Here is a 17,325-nt window from a genome sequence, read left to right on the forward strand (position 1 = left end):
CATCAACGCTATTAATCATCTCTTGTGACGATCTGCAGAGGATCTTGATGCAGATCGCACTGCGCGATCTTTGTTTAAAAACGCATTGACTTACTTTTTGCATGGGCATAATTTCTCCCTCGTTAATATTGGATACAATATCATATATCATTGATATGGATAATTATAAATATGGAACCGATTACCATCACCTTATGTTTGCTGGTGTTCGCTATCGTCATGTTTGTCTGGGAGAAGGTGCCTTTGGCAGTGACTTCCATGGTGGTCTGCGTGGCGTTAGTGCTCACCGGCGTGTTGGATCTAAAACAAGCTTTTGCCGGTTTTATCGACTCCAACGTCATTCTTTTTGTCGCCATGTTTATCGTCGGCGGGGCGTTATTTGAAACCGGGATGGCCAATAAAGTCGGTGGGGTGATCACTCACTTCGCCAAAACCGAAAAACAGCTGATCTTCACCATCATGGTGGTCGTCGGCGTGATGTCGGGTTTTCTTTCCAACACCGGTACGGCGGCGGTATTGATCCCGGTAGTAATTGGCGTCGCGGCGAAATCGGGTTTTGCCCGCTCGCGTCTGCTGATGCCGCTGGTATTTGCCGCCGCGCTCGGCGGCAACCTGTCGCTGATTGGCGCGCCCGGCAACCTGATCGCGCAATCGGCGTTGCAGAATATCGGTAGCGGCTTTGGCTTCTTTGAGTATGCGAAAGTGGGTTTACCGATGCTGCTCTGCGGCATCTTCTATTTCCTGACTATCGGCTATAAATTTCTGCCTGCTACCGCGAATAGCGGTGAAGTCGGTAGCGTCGGCGAACAGCGTGATTACAGCCACGTTCCGCGCTGGAAACAGATCCTGTCGCTGGTGGTGCTGATCGCCACGATCCTCGGCATGATTTTTGAGAAACAGACCGGCATTAGCCTGACGGTGGCAGGCTGTATCGGTGCGTTAGTCCTGGTGTTTACCGGCGTGCTGACGGAAAAGCAGGCCTATAAGGCGATTGATTCACAGACTATTTTCATTTTTGGCGGCACGCTGGCGCTGGCAAAAGCGCTGGAAATGACCGGTGCTGGCAAGCTGGTTGCCGATCATGTCATCGGCATGCTGGGCCAGAACTCTTCCCCGTTCATGTTGATGGTGGTGGTCTTTGCGCTGTCCGTCATCATGACCAATTTTATGTCCAATACCGCCACCGTCGCGCTACTGGTACCGGTGAGTTTGTCGATCGCGGCCGGAATGGGCGCCGATCCGAAAGCGGTTCTGATGGCGACCGTAATCGGCAGTTCCTGCGCCTACGCGACGCCGATCGGTATGCCCGCCAACATGATGGTGCTATCGGCAGGCGGCTATAAGTTTGTCGATTACGCCAAATCGGGCCTTCCTCTGATTATCGTTTCTACCATTGTCAGCCTCGTACTGCTGCCAATTCTTTTCCCTTTTCACCCGTAATTTACGGACGCTGTTCTGACTAAGGAGCCTTTATGAGCAAAAGCGAACAGATATCCCGAATGACCGATATTATGGCCAAATTCGTGGGATATACCGGCAAAGTATTGCCTGATGACGTCACTGCAAAACTGAAAGAGTTGCATAAGAAAGAGACCAGCCAGCTGGCTGACGTCATCTTTACCACCATGATTGAAAACCAGCGTCTGGCGAAAGAGCTGGATCGTCCCTCTTGCCAGGACACCGGCGTCATTCAGTTTTTGGTTGAGTGCGGCGCTAATTTCCCGCTGATTGGCGAGCTGGAAGCGCTGCTGCGCGAATCGGTGATTAAAGCCACCGTGGATTCTCCGCTGCGCCACAATAGCGTTGAGACCTTTGACGAATACAACACCGGTAAAAACGTGGGTAAAGGTACGCCGACGGTATTCTGGGAGATCGTCCCCGATTCCGACCAGTGCAGCATTTACACCTATATGGCCGGCGGCGGCTGCTCGCTGCCGGGTAAAGCGATGGTGCTGATGCCGGGCGCCGGTTACGAAGGCGTAACCCGTTTCGTACTGGATGTGATGACCAGCTATGGCCTGAACGCCTGTCCGCCGCTGCTGGTTGGCGTTGGCGTCGCGACTTCCGTTGAAACGGCGGCGCTGCTGTCGAAGAAAGCGCTGATGCGTCCGGTGGGATCGCGCAATGAGAATGAACGCGCCGCATCGTTGGAGAAAATGCTCGAAGACGGCATTAATAAAATTGGCCTTGGCCCGCAGGGGATGTCCGGCAATACCTCCGTGATGGGCGTCAATATCGAAAATACCGCACGCCACCCTTCCACCATTGGCGTGGCGGTCAACGTCGGCTGCTGGTCGCACCGCAAAGGACATATCGTTTTCGATAAAGATTTGAATTACACCATTACGTCTCACACAGGAGTGGCTTTCTGATGACTAAAAAAATACTTACTACGCCAATTAAAGATGAAGATTTAGCTGATATTAAAGCGGGCGATATTATTTATCTTAATGGTCATATTGTTACCTGTCGTGATGTTGCTCATCGTCGTTTAATTGAAGGCGGTCGCGAATTGCCGGTCAACGTTGCTGGCGGCGCGATATTACATGCCGGGCCAATTGTGCGGCCGATTAAAGGTACAGAAGATAAATTTGAAATGGTCTCTGTTGGACCAACCACCAGTATGCGTATGGAGAAATTTGAAAAAGAATTTATTGCTAAGACCGGTGTGAAACTCATTGTCGGTAAAGGCGGCATGGGCAAAGGTACCGAAGAAGGCTGCGCCGAACATAAAGCGCTGCACTGCGTATTCCCGGCCGGCTGCGCGGTGGTTGCCGCGGTCTGTGTGGAAGAAATTGAAGACGCCCAGTGGCGTGATTTAGGTATGCCGGAAACCTTATGGGTTTGCCGGGTAAAAGAATTCGGCCCACTTATTGTGTCGATCGATACCCATGGAAATAACCTGTTTGAGCAGAATAAAGTGATATTTAATCAGCGCAAAGAGATTGTCGCTGATGAGATCTGTCAGCACGTAAGTTTTATTAAATAACTCCTGGCTAAATATATTGCGCAGTAGTGGCGAGAATTAAATTCCGCGATAAAGAGGCTTCTGACCATGTGGTCTGGGGAAATCCACTCTGCTATCGCGGGTTCATCACGCCATTATTGCGCCCCTCCAAAGGCTATTTTATGACTGATGCTGCGCTGTTAGGCGAGGGCTTCACCCTGATGTGTCTTGGCATGGGCTTCGTGCTGGCGTTCCTGCTGCTGCTCATTTTCGCCATCCGGGGGATGTCTCTCGCCGTTACCCGTCTGTTCCCTGAGCCGCCTGCCGCGCCCAAAGCGGCGCCGGCCGCCGTCGCGCCCGCCGACGACTTCGCCCGCTTAAAACCGGCGATTGTCGCCGCCATTCACCACCATCGCCGCCTTAATCCTTAATTCACGGAGGAATTCATGACCGTTGCCATTACCGATGTCGTCCTGCGCGACGCCCACCAGTCCCTGTTCGCCACCCGTCTGCGCCTTGACGATATGCTGCCCGTCGCCGCTCAGCTGGATGACGTCGGCTACCGCTCGCTGGAATGCTGGGGCGGCGCCACCTTTGACGCCTGCATCCGCTTCCTCGGCGAGGACCCGTGGGTCCGCCTGCGCGAACTGAAAAAGGCGATGCCGAAAACCCCGCTGCAGATGCTGCTGCGTGGCCAGAACCTGCTCGGCTACCGCCACTACGCCGACGACGTGGTGGAGCGCTTTGTCGAGCGCGCCGTCAAAAACGGCATGGACGTGTTCCGCGTTTTCGATGCCATGAACGACCCGCGCAACATGAAAGCCGCCCTGCAGGCGGTGCGCAGCCACGGCGCCCACGCCCAGGGCACCCTCAGCTACACCACCAGCCCGGCGCACACCCTGCAGACCTGGCTCGACCTCACCGAACAGCTGCTGGAGACCGGCGTCGACTCCATCGCCATCAAGGACATGTCCGGTATCCTCACCCCGCATGCCGCCTTTGAGCTGGTCAGCGAAATCAAAAAACGCTTTGCCGTCACCCTGCACCTGCACTGCCACTCCACCACCGGCATGGCGGAGATGGCGCTGCTGAAGGCTATTGAAGCCGGCGTCGACGGCGTCGATACCGCCATCTCCTCGATGAGCGCCACCTACGGCCACCCGGCCACCGAAGCGCTGGTGGCCACCCTCGCCGGGACCCGCTACGACACCGGCCTCGATATCCACAAGCTGGAGAGCATCGCCGCGTACTTCCGCGAGGTGCGCAAAAAATACCACGCCTTCGAAGGCCAGCTGAAAGGCACCGACAGCCGTATCCTGGTCGCCCAGGTGCCGGGCGGGATGCTCACCAACCTTGAGGGCCAGCTTAAACAGCAGAGCGCCGCCCACCGTCTGGATGAGGTGCTGGCGGAAATCCCCCGCGTGCGCGAGGACCTCGGCTTCATCCCGCTGGTGACTCCGACCTCGCAGATTGTCGGCACCCAGGCGGTGCTTAACGTGCTGGGCGGCGAGCGCTACAAAACCATCGCGAAAGAGACCGCCGGTATCCTGAAAGGCGAATACGGCCACACCCCGGCGCCGGTTAACGCCGCCCTGCAGGCGCGGGTGCTCGATGGCGCCGACGCCGTCACCTGCCGCCCGGCGGACCTGCTGAAGCCGGAGCTGGCGGAGCTTGAAGCCGACGTGAAACGCCAGGCGCAGGAGAAGGGCATCACGCTTGCCGAAAATGCCATCGACGACGTACTCACCGTGGCGCTGTTCCCGCAAATCGGCCTGAAGTTCCTCGAAAACCGCCACAACCCGGCGGCCTTTGAGCCCGTGCCGCAGGTGGAAGAAGCAAAATCTGCCGCGCCGGCAAAAGCCGCCGCCTCCGGCGTCTACACCGTGGAAGTGGAAGGCAAAGCCTTCGTGGTCAAAGTCAGCGACGGCGGCGACGTCAGCCAGCTGACGGCGGCCACTCCGTCTTCCGCACCGGTTCAGGCAGCCGCCCCGGCAGGCGCCGGCACCCCGGTGACCGCGCCGCTGGCGGGCACCATCTGGAAGGTGCTGGCCAGCGAAGGCCAGGCGGTGGCGGAAGGCGAGGTACTGCTGATTCTGGAAGCCATGAAGATGGAAACCGAAATCCGCGCCGCGCAGGCCGGTACCGTACGCGGTATCGCGGTGAAATCCGGCGATGCGGTGGCGGTCGGCGACACCCTGCTGCAGCTGGCGTAAGGACGAGGAGCGCAAATGGAAAGTCTGAACGCCCTGATTCAGGGCATGGGGCTGATGCACCTGGGAGCCGGCCAGGCGGTGATGCTGCTGGTCAGCCTGCTGCTGCTGTGGCTGGCGATTGCGAAAAAGTTCGAGCCGTTACTGCTGCTGCCGATTGGCTTCGGCGGCCTGCTCTCCAATATCCCGGAGGCCGGGCTGGCGCTGAGCGCGCTGGAAAACCTGCTGGCCCACCACGACCCGGTCCAGCTGGCGGTGATTGCCGCGAAGCTCAACTGCGCGCCGGACGTCCACGCCATCAAGGAGGCGCTGGCGCTGGCCCTGCCGTCGGTGCAGGGGCAGATGGAGACGCTGGCGGTGGACATGGGCTACTCCTCCGGAGTGCTGGCCATCTTCTATAAGGTGGCGATTGGCTCGGGTATCGCGCCGCTGGTGATCTTTATGGGCGTCGGGGCGATGACCGATTTCGGCCCGCTGCTGGCCAACCCGCGCACCCTGCTGCTGGGGGCGGCGGCGCAGTTCGGGATCTTCGCCACCGTGCTCGGGGCGCTGACGCTGAACTACTTCGGCTTCATCTCCTTCACCCTGCCGCAGGCGGCGGCCATCGGCATCATCGGCGGCGCCGACGGCCCGACGGCCATCTACCTGTCGAGCAAGCTGGCGCCGGAGCTGCTGGGGGCCATCGCGGTGGCCGCCTACTCCTACATGGCGCTGGTACCGCTGATCCAGCCGCCGATCATGAAGGCGCTGACCAGCGACAAAGAGCGGAAGATCCGCATGGTGCAGCTGCGTACGGTGAGCAAACGCGAGAAGATCCTCTTCCCGGCGGTGCTGTTGCTGCTGGTGGCGCTGCTGCTGCCGGACGCCGCGCCGCTGCTGGGAATGTTCTGCTTCGGCAACCTGATGCGCGAAAGCGGGGTGGTGGATCGTCTGAGCGATACGGTGCAGAACGCGCTGATCAATATCGTCACCATCTTCCTCGGGCTGTCGGTGGGGGCCAAGCTGGTGGCGGACAAGTTCCTGCAGCCGCAGACGCTGGGGATCCTGCTGCTGGGGGTGATCGCCTTCTGCGTGGGCACCGCCGCCGGGGTGTTGATGGCCAAGCTGATGAACGTGTTCAGTAAGCACAAGATCAACCCGCTGATTGGTTCCGCCGGGGTATCGGCGGTGCCGATGGCGGCGAGGGTGTCCAACAAGGTGGGTCTGGAAGCGGACGGGCAGAACTTCCTGCTGATGCACGCGATGGGCCCGAACGTGGCCGGGGTGATCGGCTCGGCGATCGCCGCCGGGGTGATGCTCAAGTACGTGCTGGCGATGTAGGCCGGCATCCATCCCGGATAGCGGCTGGCGCCTTATCCGGGCTACCCGTCCGCTCCGGTTTGTAGCCCCGGTAAGCGCAGCGCCACCGGGGAGAGGTTTCCGGATAGCGGCTGACGCCTTATCCGGGCGACCGGTCCGCTCCGGTTTGTAACACCGGTAAGCGCAGCGCCACCGGGGAGAGGTTCCCGGATGGCGGCTGGCGCCTTATCCGGGCGACCGGTCCGCTCCGGTTTGTAGCCCCGGTAAGCGCAGCGCCACCGGGGAGAGGTTCCCGGATGGCGGCTGGTGCCTTATCCGGGCTACCGGTCCGCTCCTGTTTGTAGCCCCGGTAAGCGCAGCGCCACCGGGGAGAGGTTGCCGGATAGCGGCTGGCGCCTTATCCGGGCGACCGGTCCGCTCCGGTTTGTAGCCCCGGTAAGCCAGCGCCACCGGGGAGAGGTTCCCGGATGGCGGCTGGCGCCTTAGCCGGGCGACCGGTCCGCTCCGGTTTGTAGCCCCGGTAAGCGCAGCGCCACCGGGGAGGGGTTCCCGGATGGCGGCTGGCGCCTTAGCCGGGCGACCGGTCCGCTCCGGTTTGTAGCCCCGGTAAGCGCAGCGCCACCGGGGAGAGGTTCCCGGATGGCGGCTGGCGCCTTATCCGGGCGACCGGTCCGCTCCGGTTTGTAGCCCCGGTAAGCGCAGCGCCACCGGGGAGAGGTTGCCGGATGGCGGCTGGCGCCTTAGCCGGGCGACCGGTCCGCTCCGGTTTGTAGCCCCGGTAAGCGCAGCGCCACCGGGGAGAGGTTCCCGGAGGGCGGCTGGCACCTTAGCCGGGCGACCGGTGACCCCGTAGCCCGGCCGGGCGCCGCGCGAGCCGGGAATTTTTCCTGAGGAGGCTTTGATGAATGAAACGCTAGTATTACATCCTGCCAGCCGGTCGTCGGCAAAAGAGGGGGTCGTTGATGACGCCCTGGCGTCGCTGGAGGAGCTTGAACAACTGCATCCGGCGCTGAATCTGCTGGCGCACCCGCCGGTCGGCCGTGGCAGCCATGATTTCTTTGTCTGTTGTTATGACGCCGGTATACAGCATGCGCAGAGCGGGGAGGCTGAAACGGTAGCGGCGTTGCTTGATTCGCTGACGCAGGAGCGGCAAAGGAGCGGCCTGCTTTGCGCCGCTGCCGGGCATCTGGATGCGCTGCGTCAGCCGCTGACGCATAATCGTTTATGCGATCTGGCCGGGCAGATGTGCGCCAGCGTGGCGCAGGCTGATAGTGAATCGCGCAGCGGTTTCTACAGCGTACGCAGTATCTCGCTGCCGGTGTATCGACGATTGCTGCGGGACAACCATGCGCACAGCGTTTGTTTACAGCAGTCGCTGCTGCATTTACTGGCCTGGAAGAGTGAATCGCCGTGGGCGCGGCAGCAGGCGCAACGGCTGCTGTGGCAGGGCGGGGTTCTCGGCGAGAGAGGGGAGTTCGCGTTACTGACGCTGGATGATGAACTGCAGGAGCGGCAGATCCGCTGGCCATCGTTGTGGTCGTTACTGGCGGTGACCGGGTTTCTGGCCAGATTCCCGGCCGGACCGCTGTTTGCCGATTAATCGCGCTCCCGATAAAGGAGCGCTAAGCGTTAATTTGTCGCCGGGTATTCCTGTACCGCCACGTGCAGGGTGATTTTCTTATCATCGCGCATGATGACCACCGGGATTTCTGAACCCGGGCGAATTTCCGCAACCTGGTCCATGGTTTCCAGCGCCGAAACTGCTGGTTTATCATTCACCGAGATGATCACGTCATTGGCGCGGATCCCAGCCTGCGCCGCCGGGCCATCCGGGGCGACGTCATTCACGACGATCCCCTGGATCTGATCCATGCCGCCGCTCTGCGCATGCATTGGCGCGATCTCGCGGCCGCTGATCCCGATGTAACCGCGGATCACCCGACCATCGCGGATCAGTTTATCCATGATCTTGGTCGCCAGCTGGAACGGGATGGCAAAGCCGATCCCTTCCGGCGTTTCGCCGTCATTGCTCTTATCAAACGACAGGGTGTTAATACCCATCAATTCACCCAGCGAGTTGACCAGCGCGCCGCCGGAGTTGCCGTGGTTGATAGAGGCATCGGTTTGCAGGAAATTCTGCCGCCCGGTAGGGTTCAGGCCGATACGACCGGTCGCGCTGATGATGCCCTGGGTGATGGTTTGTCCGAGGTTATATGGGTTGCCTATCGCCAGTACTACATCGCCGATATGCGGAACGCGTTTCGGGTTAATCGGGATGACCGGCAGGCCGCCGCTGGCGTTTATTTTGAGCACCGCCAGGTCGGTCAGGGTATCGGAACCGACTAACAGGGCTTCGAATACCCGTCCATCCTGCAGCGCAATGATTATCTGGTCAGCATCGTTGATGACGTGCTTGTTGGTGAGGATATATCCGCGTTGGTCCATGATAACGCCGGAGCCAAGCGTCAGCTGGTTATGGCTGGTGCTGTTCAGCGCGCGGTTATAGACGTTGACCACCGCCGGCGCTGCGCGTCTTACCGCGGCATTATAGCTGGCGGGCGATTCGTCAGCGGTATCGCTCGGCGTCGCTGATGAGAGCTGCCACTGGCGCAGCGAAGGCATCGCCGCCAGCAGGATGCCGCCGACGATTAAACCGATAAGGACTGAACGTAAAAGCTTTCCTGGCATGATGCGAATATCGTTAATTAATGGGCAGGCGCAGCATAGCATGACTTATCCGGACATCGCACGACGCGCGATGTCCGGAAGCAGCCGTCAGCGTAGCAGCAGATAAATGCTTTCGTTACCGCGCAGCACATTCAGCGCGATGACGGCCGGTTTGGTTTCCAGCACTTTACGTAGCTCGGCGATGGAACGCACGCGCTGGCGGTTGAGGCCGATAATCAGATCGTCTTTATGCAAGCCAACCTGTGCCGCCGCGCTGCCTTTATCGACGCTATCGATAGTCACGCCCTTAGTGCCGTCTTTCAGCTGGCCATCGCTTAGCGCCGCTCCCTGCAGGGCCGGGATAATCAGATCGGCGCTGGCGGTGGAAGAAGTGCTCTTATCCAACGTCACTTCAACCTCCAATGGTTTGCCGTCGCGCAGTAGCCCCAGTTTTACTTTAGTGCCAGGGGCGGTAGTGGCGATACGCGAACGCAGCTCGGCGAAGCTGCTTAGCGGCTTGCCGTTCATGCTGACGATAACGTCACCGGATTTAATCCCTGCTTTTGCGGAGCCTGAATTGGCCAGGACTTCGCTTACGAAGGCGCCGCGCTGAGCGTTGATATTCATCGCCTTAGCGATATCCGCGCTCATTTCCATGCCTTTAATACCCAGCAGGCCGCGTTTGATTTCGCCGTATTGAATAAGCTGATCGGCGAGGGTCTTCGCCATGTTGCTCGGGATGGCGAATCCGATACCGATGCTGCCGCCGCCCGGCGCCAGAATGGCGGTATTAATGCCGATAAGCTCGCCGTTGAGATTCAGCAGCGCGCCGCCGGAGTTGCCGCGGTTAATTGAGGCATCGGTTTGAATAAAGTTTTCCAGCCCTTCGAGATTAAGGCCGCTACGGCCCAGCGCGGAGATAATGCCGGAAGTGGCGGTTTGGCCGAGGCCGAAGGGGTTGCCGACGGCAACGGCGAAATCGCCGACGCGCAGTTTGTCGGAATCCGCGATGGCGATTTGCGTTAAATTGCTGGGTTTTAAAACCTGCAGTAGAGCGATATCGCTCTGTTCGTCGCTGCCTACCAGTTTGGCATCGAACTCGCGGCCATCGTTCAACTGAATGCTGATTTTCTGCGCCTGGCTTATTACGTGGTTGTTGGTCAGCACGTAGCCTTTGGCGGCGTCGATAATCACCCCTGAACCGAGGCCTTCAAACGGCTGCGCCTGCTCTTGCGGCGCGTTGTCGCCGAAGTATTTTTTCAGCTCTTCCGGCATATTCTGCACCGGCGAGGCGGTGCCTTCTACCTGCACGCTCACCACCGCAGGCAATACTTTTTCCAGCATCGGCGCGAGGCTCGGCAGCGCGCCCTGGCCTGGAACCTGGGTCGGCAGTGATGCCGCCGCCGGAGGCAGGACCGACAACGATAATCCAATGCTTAACGCTAACGCACTCAACAGCAAAGTCTGTTTCTTCATTAGATGCTGGCTCTCGTAACCTGAGGTGTATGGAAAAAACGTCCGAATGATTTGATGTTATTGAATTTTCGACCGGCTAACAATGCGGTCCGTGCTTAAATTGTAGCTGGGATGCAGGGGGAAGACGGGCGCGGAAGGCGCGCCCGGTAAATATTTTTACGCAGACAGCGGGATCAGTCGCGTTTCGCGCCACCGCGCAGCAGGCCGGAGGCGCCTTCAGAGTAGTCGCGCGGCATCTGGACCGGCGCCTGATCGTTGCTGGCTTCGGACTCCGCCAGGCGATTGCGGAACGGATTAGCGTCCGCCATGGCGTCCGGCAGCAGGCTGCTGGAGCTTTTTGCCATGTGCTGATACAGCTGACGGTAGTCATCCGCCATGTTGTCCAGCAGTTCTGCGCTGCGCGCAAAATGGCTGACCAGCTCTTCGCGATACTCTTCAAGCTCTGCTTTATTCTTTTCCAGTTCGAACTGCAGCGCTTGTTGCTGACGCAATTTGCGGTTACCAAAACGCATGGCGACGGCACCGATGATGATACCGACGACTAATCCAATTAGCGCGTATTCCCAGGTCATGAACATCTCCCGTTGTTTTGTGGTTCCGTAGGGTGGCTGTTAGGCTCTCCGCCTGCGCCCGATAGTGCCACTATAACCGCTAATTCCACAGAAGTGGAATCCTGGCGTATCATCGCGTACTGTAGAACCGCCTTTTTTTCGTCAATCGTGCGCTACGGCGCCACGGTTTTCAAGGAATAACAATAAGATCATGCAAAGCCTGTCCCCAACATCGCGTTACCTTTTAGCTCTCAAAGAGGGCAGCCATCAACCAGACGATGTCCAACGAGAAGCGGTCAGCCGACTCGATACCATCTATCGTGAACTGCAGGATAAACCTGTAGCCGCAGCGCCCGCGGGCGGCGGTCTGCGGGCGAAATTCAGCAAACTACTCGGCAAGCGTGAGCCGGCGGCGGAAGCGACCGCCGTACGCGGCCTGTATATGTGGGGCGGCGTGGGGCGCGGCAAAACCTGGCTGATGGATATGTTCTATCAAAGCCTGCCGGGCGAGCGTAAACAGCGCCTGCATTTCCATCGCTTTATGCTGCGCGTGCACGAAGAGTTAACCACCCTGCAGGGGCATAGCGACCCGCTGGAAATCGTTGCCGATCGCTTTAAAGCGCAAACCGATGTGTTGTGCTTCGACGAGTTTTTTGTCTCCGACATCACCGATGCCATGCTGCTCGGCGGCTTAATGAAAGCGCTGTTCTCGCGGGGGATTACGCTGGTCGCTACCTCGAACATCCCGCCGGACGAACTCTACCGCAATGGTCTGCAACGCGCGCGTTTCCTGCCGGCGATAGACGCCATCAAACAGCATTGCGACATTATGAACGTCGATGCGGGGATTGATTACCGCCTGCGCACTTTAACCCAGGCGCATCTGTGGCTGTCGCCGCTCAATGCCGAGACCAACCAGCAAATGGATAAACTCTGGCTGGCGCTGGCGGGGGCCAAACGCGAGCAGATGCCGACGCTGGAAATTAACCACCGGCCGCTGCCGACGCTGGGCGTGGAAAACCAGACCCTGGCGGCGTCGTTCGACACGCTGTGCGTGGATGCGCGCAGCCAGCACGATTACATCGCGCTGTCACGCCTGTTCCATACCGTGATGTTGTTCGATGTGCCGGTGATGACGACGCAGCTCGAGAGCGAAGCGCGGCGCTTTATCGCGCTGGTGGATGAATTCTACGAACGCCACGTGAAGCTGGTAGTCAGCGCGGCGGTACCGCTGTATGAGATCTATCAGGGCGAACGCCTGAAGTTTGAGTTCCAGCGCTGTTTATCGCGCCTGCAGGAAATGCAAAGCGAAGAGTATCTGAAGCAGCCGCACATGCCCTGAATCCAGCCTTCTTCTCAGGTTGAGAAAAACCTGCTGCAAATCACATAAAGGGGTCGATCTTTGGCCCCTACTTCTCTATAATCTTGCGACCCCACGTTACGAGAAGGTTTTTTTTCCCGAAATCTTCTATGTGCTGGCATAGGCTATTCGAAGGGGTAGGTTTGCCGGACTTTGTCGTGTGAACCTCAACTGACTAAACGTTTGGGTGTTCACCAACGTGTAACTTATTTATTTGGGTAAGCTTTTAATGAAAACTTTTACAGCTAAACCAGAAACCGTAAAACGCGACTGGTATGTTGTTGACGCGACCGGTAAAACTCTGGGCCGTCTGGCTACTGAACTGGCTCGTCGCCTGCGCGGTAAGCACAAAGCGGAATACACTCCGCACGTTGATACTGGTGATTACATCATCGTTCTGAACGCAGAAAAAGTTGCTGTAACCGGCAACAAGCGCGAAGACAAAATGTACTACCACCACACCGGCCACATCGGTGGTATCAAAGAAGCGACCTTTGAAGAGATGATTGCCCGCCGTCCTGAGCGTGTGATTGAAATCGCGGTTAAAGGCATGCTGCCAAAAGGCCCGCTGGGTCGTGCTATGTACCGTAAACTGAAAGTTTACGCTGGTAACGAGCACAACCACGCGGCACAGCAACCGCAAGTTCTTGACATCTAATCGGGATTATAGGCAATGGCTGAAAATCAATACTACGGCACTGGTCGCCGCAAAAGTTCCGCAGCTCGCGTTTTCATCAAACCGGGCAACGGCAAAATCGTAATCAACCAGCGTTCGCTGGAACAGTACTTCGGTCGTGAAACTGCCCGCATGGTAGTTCGTCAGCCGCTGGAACTGGTCGACATGGTTGAGAAACTGGATCTGTACATCACTGTTAAAGGTGGTGGTATCTCTGGTCAGGCTGGTGCGATCCGTCACGGTATCACCCGCGCTCTGATGGAGTACGACGAGTCCCTGCGTTCTGAACTGCGTAAAGCTGGCTTCGTTACTCGTGACGCTCGTCAGGTTGAACGTAAGAAAGTCGGTCTGCGTAAAGCACGTCGTCGTCCGCAGTTCTCCAAACGTTAATTGTTTTCTGCTCACGCAGAACAATTTGCGAAAAAACCCGCTCCGGCGGGTTTTTTTATGGATAAAACGGCTGTTATCCACAAAGAAATGGCCTGTTCTTACCACTTTTTCAGCATTTCCAGAATACCCTCACCACAACGTCCGCAAAATCTGGTAAACTATCATCCAATTTTCTGCCCAAATGCTGGTGGTTGTTCATTTTTTAGTTAATCAATGAACATATCGTCGCCGTGCGAATGGGGTTTATACATCTGGCTGGCCATGCGTGGTCGGCAGCAGTAAAAATTCTGAATATACCTGGAGGTTTTCATGGCTGTCGCTGCCAACAAACGTTCGGTAATGACGCTGTTTTCTGGTCCTACTGACATCTATAGCCATCAGGTCCGCATCGTGCTGGCCGAAAAAGGTGTCAGTTTTGAGATAGAGCACGTGGAGAAGGATAACCCGCCTCAGGATCTGATTGACCTCAACCCGAATCAAAGCGTCCCGACGCTGGTGGATCGTGAGCTCACTCTGTGGGAATCCCGCATCATTATGGAATACCTGGATGAGCGTTTCCCGCATCCGCCGCTAATGCCGGTTTACCCGGTGGCGCGTGGTGAAAGCCGTCTGTACATGCAACGTATCGAGAAAGACTGGTATTCGCTGATGAATACCATCCAGACCGGTACCGCGGCCCAGGCTGATGCCGCTCGTAAGCAGCTGCGTGAAGAACTGCAGGCGATTGCGCCGGTCTTTACTCAGAAGCCTTACTTCCTGAGCGATGAGTTCAGCCTGGTCGATTGCTACCTGGCTCCGCTGCTGTGGCGTTTGCCGGTTCTCGGCGTAGAACTGGTGGGTGCTGGCGCGAAAGAGCTTAAGGGCTATATGACTCGCGTCTTCGAACGTGATTCTTTCCTCGCTTCTTTAACTGAAGCCGAGCGTGAAATGCGCCTCGGCCGGGGCTAAATAATGGATGTATCACAGCTGACGCCGCGTCGCCCGTACCTGCTGCGGGCGTTCTATGAGTGGCTGCTGGATAACCAGCTGACTCCGCACCTGGTCGTCGATGTGACGCTGCCAGGCGTTCTCGTGCCGATGGAGTACGCTCGCGACGGCCAAATCGTTCTGAACATTGCGCCGCGTGCGGTGGGCAATCTGGAACTGGCGAATGACGAAGTGCGCTTTAACGCCCGCTTCGGCGGCGTACCGCGCAACGTTTCCGTGCCGCTGGCTGCGGTACTCGCAATCTATGCCCGTGAGAACGGCGCAGGAACGATGTTTGAACCTGAAGCGGCCTATGACGAAGATGTCAGCAGCCTCAACGATGATGACGTCGCGCCTGAGAGCGAAAACGAAACGGTGATGTCGGTGATTGATGGCGATAAGCCGGATAATCACGATGACGATCCTGACGACACGCCACCGCCGCCGCGCGGTGGTCGTCCGGCGCTGCGCGTTGTGAAGTAATGCCTGACAGGCCCTCCGGGGCCTGTTTTTTTGCCTGCTTGCTTTGTTAACCCCGCCACACATCACGCGTCTCGCCACTGGTACTGTTAACGCTACACGTATCCGTTCGGGGAGCAGGAATGTCTTTATTTGCCCAACTAAATTCGCGTATACGCCAGCATGGCGGATTAATTGTCTCCTGCCAGCCGGTACCCGGCAGCCCGCTTGATAACCCGCAGATTGTCGCCGCGATGGCGCTGGCGGCAGAGCAGGCGGGGGCCGTGGCGCTGCGTATTGAAGGTCTGAACAACCTGCAGGCCGTTCGTCCGTTAGTGACGGTGCCCATTATCGGCCTGATAAAGCGCGATCTGCATGAAAGCCCGGTGCGTATCACCCCGTGGGTGGAGGATATCGTCGCGCTGGCGCAGTGCGGGGCGGATATGATTGCCATTGACGGTACGCCGCGTCAGCGTCCGGTACCGGTATCGGGGCTATTGGCGGAAATTCATCATCAGGGAAAAGTGGCGATGGCGGATTGTTCGTCTCAGGCCGATGCCCTGCAGTGCTGGCAGCTGGGCGCAGAAATCGTCGGCACCACTCTTTCAGGCTATACCGCAGAAGAGACGCCGGATGAGCCCGACCTGGCGCTGGTGAAAAGCCTCAGCGCCGCGGGCTGCAGGGTAATCGCCGAGGGGCGGTATAATACGCCAGCGCAGGCGGCTGAGGCGATGCGCCACGGCGCGTGGGCCGTCACCGTCGGGTCAGCGATAACCCGCTTAGAGCATATCTGTGGCTGGTATAATACGGCGTTGAAAAAAGCCGTTTCCACTCAATGAGCAATAAAAAAGCCCGGTGGCGTTAACCATCGGGCTTTTATGCGTTGCGACTCAGAATCTAATCAGACTTCAAGATAGTTGAGGATACCGTCTGCCGCTTTGCGGCCTTCGGCAATCGCCGTTACCACCAGGTCCGAACCGCGAACGATATCGCCGCCGGCAAAGATTTTCGGGTTGCTGGTCTGGAACGCGTTGTCGCTGCCTTCCGGGGCGATGATGCGGCCCTGAGAGTCCAGCTCGACGCTATGCTTCGCCAGCCATTCCATGCTGTGCGGACGGAAACCAAACGCCATCACCACCGCGTCTGCCGGCACCACGTGCTCGGAACCGGCGACGATTTCCGCGCGACGGCGGCCTTTCGCATCCGGCTGGCCCATTTCGGTGCGCGCCATTTTCACGCCGCACACTTTGCCGTTGGCATTCACTTCCACGCCCAGCGGCTGGACGTTGAACTGGAATTCGACACCCTCTTCACGCGCGTTTTTCACTTCGCGTTTGGAGCCCGGCATGTTTTCTTCGTCACGGCGATAGGCGCAAATAACGTGCGCCGCCCCCTGACGAACCGAGGTCCGCACGCAGTCCATCGCGGTGTCGCCGCCGCCGAGAACCACCACGCGTTTGCCTTCCATACTGACGAAAGGTTCGTGCGCCGTTTCGCCAAAGCCCATGATCTGTTTGGTGTTGGCGATAAGGAACGGCAGAGCGTCATACACGCCGTTGGCATCTTCGTTTTCCAGCCCGCCGCGCATGGACTGGTAGGTGCCCACGCCCAGAAATACCGCATCGTACTCTTTCAGCAGATCGTCGAGCTGGACGTCACGACCCACTTCGGTATTGAGCCGGAACTCAATCCCCATGCCGGTGAAGATCTCACGGCGGCGGGTCATCACCTCTTTTTCCAGCTTGAACGCCGGGATGCCGAAGGTCAGCAGGCCGCCGATTTCCGGATGACGATCGAAGACGATCGCCTTCACGCCGTTGCGGGTCAGCACATCGGCGCAGGCCAGCCCTGCCGGACCGGCGCCGATGATGGCGACAGTTTTACCGGTTTGCTTCACGCCGGACAAGTCCGGGCGCCAGCCCATCTCAAACGCTTTATCGTTGATATAGCGTTCAATGTTGCCGATGGTCACCGCGCCGAACTCATCGTTCAGGGTGCAGGAACCTTCGCACAGGCGGTCCTGCGGGCAGACACGTCCGCAGACTTCCGGCAGGGTGTTGGTCTGATGCGACAGCTCCGCCGCTTCAAAAATACGCCCCTCGTTGGCCAGCTTCAGCCAGTTCGGGATGTAGTTGTGCACCGGACATTTCCATTCGCAGTAAGGGTTGCCGCAGGAGAGGCAGCGATCCGCCTGCGCCTTGGCCTGGCCTTCTGAAAACGGCTCGTAAATTTCTACAAACTCAATTTTACGGATCTTCAGCGGTTTCTTTGGCGGATCAACACGCTGCAGGTCGATAAATTGGTATACGTTCTGACTCATCTTA

Annotated in this window: 16 protein-coding genes and 1 pseudogene; 13 read left to right on the forward strand and 4 right to left on the reverse strand. The window is 58.3% G+C overall.

The window, feature by feature from the left end:
• Positions 1–171 precede the first annotated feature (171 nt).
• The 7 genes from KGA69_RS08785 to KGA69_RS08815 all read left to right on the forward strand — a co-directional run bounded on the left by KGA69_RS08785 (position 172) and on the right by KGA69_RS08815 (position 8,056).
• A complete protein-coding gene (locus KGA69_RS08785; protein WP_213293005.1) occupies positions 172–1,440 on the forward strand; it encodes an SLC13 family permease in 1,269 nt (422 codons plus the stop codon).
• 32 nt (positions 1,441–1,472) lie between these two features.
• On the forward strand, positions 1,473–2,372 hold the full coding sequence (ttdA, locus tag KGA69_RS08790; RefSeq protein ID WP_045397212.1) for a L(+)-tartrate dehydratase subunit alpha: 900 nt from the start codon (positions 1,473–1,475) through the stop codon (positions 2,370–2,372).
• Positions 2,372–2,989 (forward strand): L(+)-tartrate dehydratase subunit beta, encoded by a 618-nt coding sequence (gene ttdB, locus KGA69_RS08795; RefSeq protein ID WP_015703618.1) that lies wholly within the window; start codon positions 2,372–2,374, stop codon positions 2,987–2,989. The genes ttdA and ttdB overlap by 1 nt, the downstream gene beginning before the upstream one ends.
• Positions 2,990–3,129: 140 nt before the next feature.
• Positions 3,130–3,378 carry an oxaloacetate decarboxylase subunit gamma gene (locus tag KGA69_RS08800; RefSeq protein WP_213293006.1) on the forward strand — a complete coding sequence of 83 codons (249 nt, stop codon included), beginning with the start codon at positions 3,130–3,132 and terminating at the stop codon, positions 3,376–3,378.
• A gap of 15 nt (positions 3,379–3,393) precedes the next feature.
• Entirely contained in the window at positions 3,394–5,160 is a 1,767-nt protein-coding gene (gene oadA, locus KGA69_RS08805) for a sodium-extruding oxaloacetate decarboxylase subunit alpha (protein WP_213293008.1), read from the forward strand.
• Positions 5,161–5,175: 15 nt separating this feature from the next.
• Positions 5,176–6,477: an oxaloacetate decarboxylase subunit beta gene (locus tag KGA69_RS08810; protein WP_213293010.1), complete on the forward strand. Its 1,302-nt coding sequence runs from the start codon at positions 5,176–5,178 to the stop codon at positions 6,475–6,477.
• Positions 6,478–7,357: 880 nt separating this feature from the next.
• On the forward strand, positions 7,358–8,056 hold the full coding sequence (locus KGA69_RS08815) for a hypothetical protein (protein WP_213293012.1): 699 nt from the start codon (positions 7,358–7,360) through the stop codon (positions 8,054–8,056).
• A 29-nt stretch (positions 8,057–8,085) separates the two neighbouring features.
• Here the strand turns inward: KGA69_RS08815 and degS are convergent, their stop codons facing one another.
• The 3 genes from degS to zapG all read right to left on the reverse strand — a co-directional run bounded on the left by degS (position 8,086) and on the right by zapG (position 11,171).
• Entirely contained in the window at positions 8,086–9,144 is a 1,059-nt protein-coding gene (gene degS / locus KGA69_RS08820; RefSeq protein WP_015703614.1) for an outer membrane-stress sensor serine endopeptidase DegS, read from the reverse strand.
• A gap of 87 nt (positions 9,145–9,231) precedes the next feature.
• Entirely contained in the window at positions 9,232–10,599 is a 1,368-nt protein-coding gene (degQ, locus tag KGA69_RS08825) for a serine endoprotease DegQ (protein WP_047077785.1), read from the reverse strand.
• 173 nt (positions 10,600–10,772) lie between these two features.
• The gene (gene zapG / locus KGA69_RS08830) at positions 10,773–11,171 is read right to left on the reverse strand and encodes a Z-ring associated protein ZapG (RefSeq protein WP_015369480.1); all 399 of its coding nucleotides are present in this window, start codon (positions 11,169–11,171) and stop codon (positions 10,773–10,775) included.
• Between the two features lie 190 nt (positions 11,172–11,361).
• On the opposite strand from zapG, the gene zapE reads away from it, so the two are divergent.
• The 6 genes and pseudogenes from zapE to KGA69_RS08860 all read left to right on the forward strand — a co-directional run bounded on the left by zapE (position 11,362) and on the right by KGA69_RS08860 (position 15,847).
• Positions 11,362–12,492 (forward strand): cell division protein ZapE, encoded by a 1,131-nt coding sequence (gene zapE, locus KGA69_RS08835; RefSeq protein ID WP_213293013.1) that lies wholly within the window; start codon positions 11,362–11,364, stop codon positions 12,490–12,492.
• Positions 12,493–12,739: 247 nt separating this feature from the next.
• Positions 12,740–13,168, forward strand: coding sequence for a 50S ribosomal protein L13 (rplM, locus tag KGA69_RS08840; protein WP_002918559.1), 429 nt, complete (start codon positions 12,740–12,742; stop codon positions 13,166–13,168).
• Positions 13,169–13,183: 15 nt separating this feature from the next.
• Positions 13,184–13,576 carry a 30S ribosomal protein S9 gene (gene rpsI, locus KGA69_RS08845; RefSeq protein ID WP_000829818.1) on the forward strand — a complete coding sequence of 131 codons (393 nt, stop codon included), beginning with the start codon at positions 13,184–13,186 and terminating at the stop codon, positions 13,574–13,576.
• 309 nt (positions 13,577–13,885) lie between these two features.
• Positions 13,886–14,524, forward strand: coding sequence for a stringent starvation protein SspA (sspA, locus tag KGA69_RS08850; protein ID WP_015369483.1), 639 nt, complete (start codon positions 13,886–13,888; stop codon positions 14,522–14,524).
• Between the two features lie 3 nt (positions 14,525–14,527).
• Positions 14,528–15,025: a ClpXP protease specificity-enhancing factor gene (gene sspB / locus KGA69_RS08855; protein ID WP_045394985.1), complete on the forward strand. Its 498-nt coding sequence runs from the start codon at positions 14,528–14,530 to the stop codon at positions 15,023–15,025.
• A 119-nt stretch (positions 15,026–15,144) separates the two neighbouring features.
• A pseudogene (locus KGA69_RS08860) lies at positions 15,145–15,847 on the forward strand (N-acetylmannosamine-6-phosphate 2-epimerase).
• Positions 15,848–15,902: 55 nt separating this feature from the next.
• Here KGA69_RS08860 and gltD read toward each other — a convergent pair.
• A complete protein-coding gene (gene gltD, locus KGA69_RS08865) occupies positions 15,903–17,321 on the reverse strand; it encodes a glutamate synthase subunit GltD (RefSeq protein ID WP_015369485.1) in 1,419 nt (472 codons plus the stop codon).
• Positions 17,322–17,325: the final 4 nt, after the last annotated feature.

Origin of the sequence: Klebsiella sp. A52, assembly GCF_018388785.1 — a bacterium.
GTDB lineage: Bacteria > Pseudomonadota > Gammaproteobacteria > Enterobacterales > Enterobacteriaceae > Klebsiella > Klebsiella aerogenes.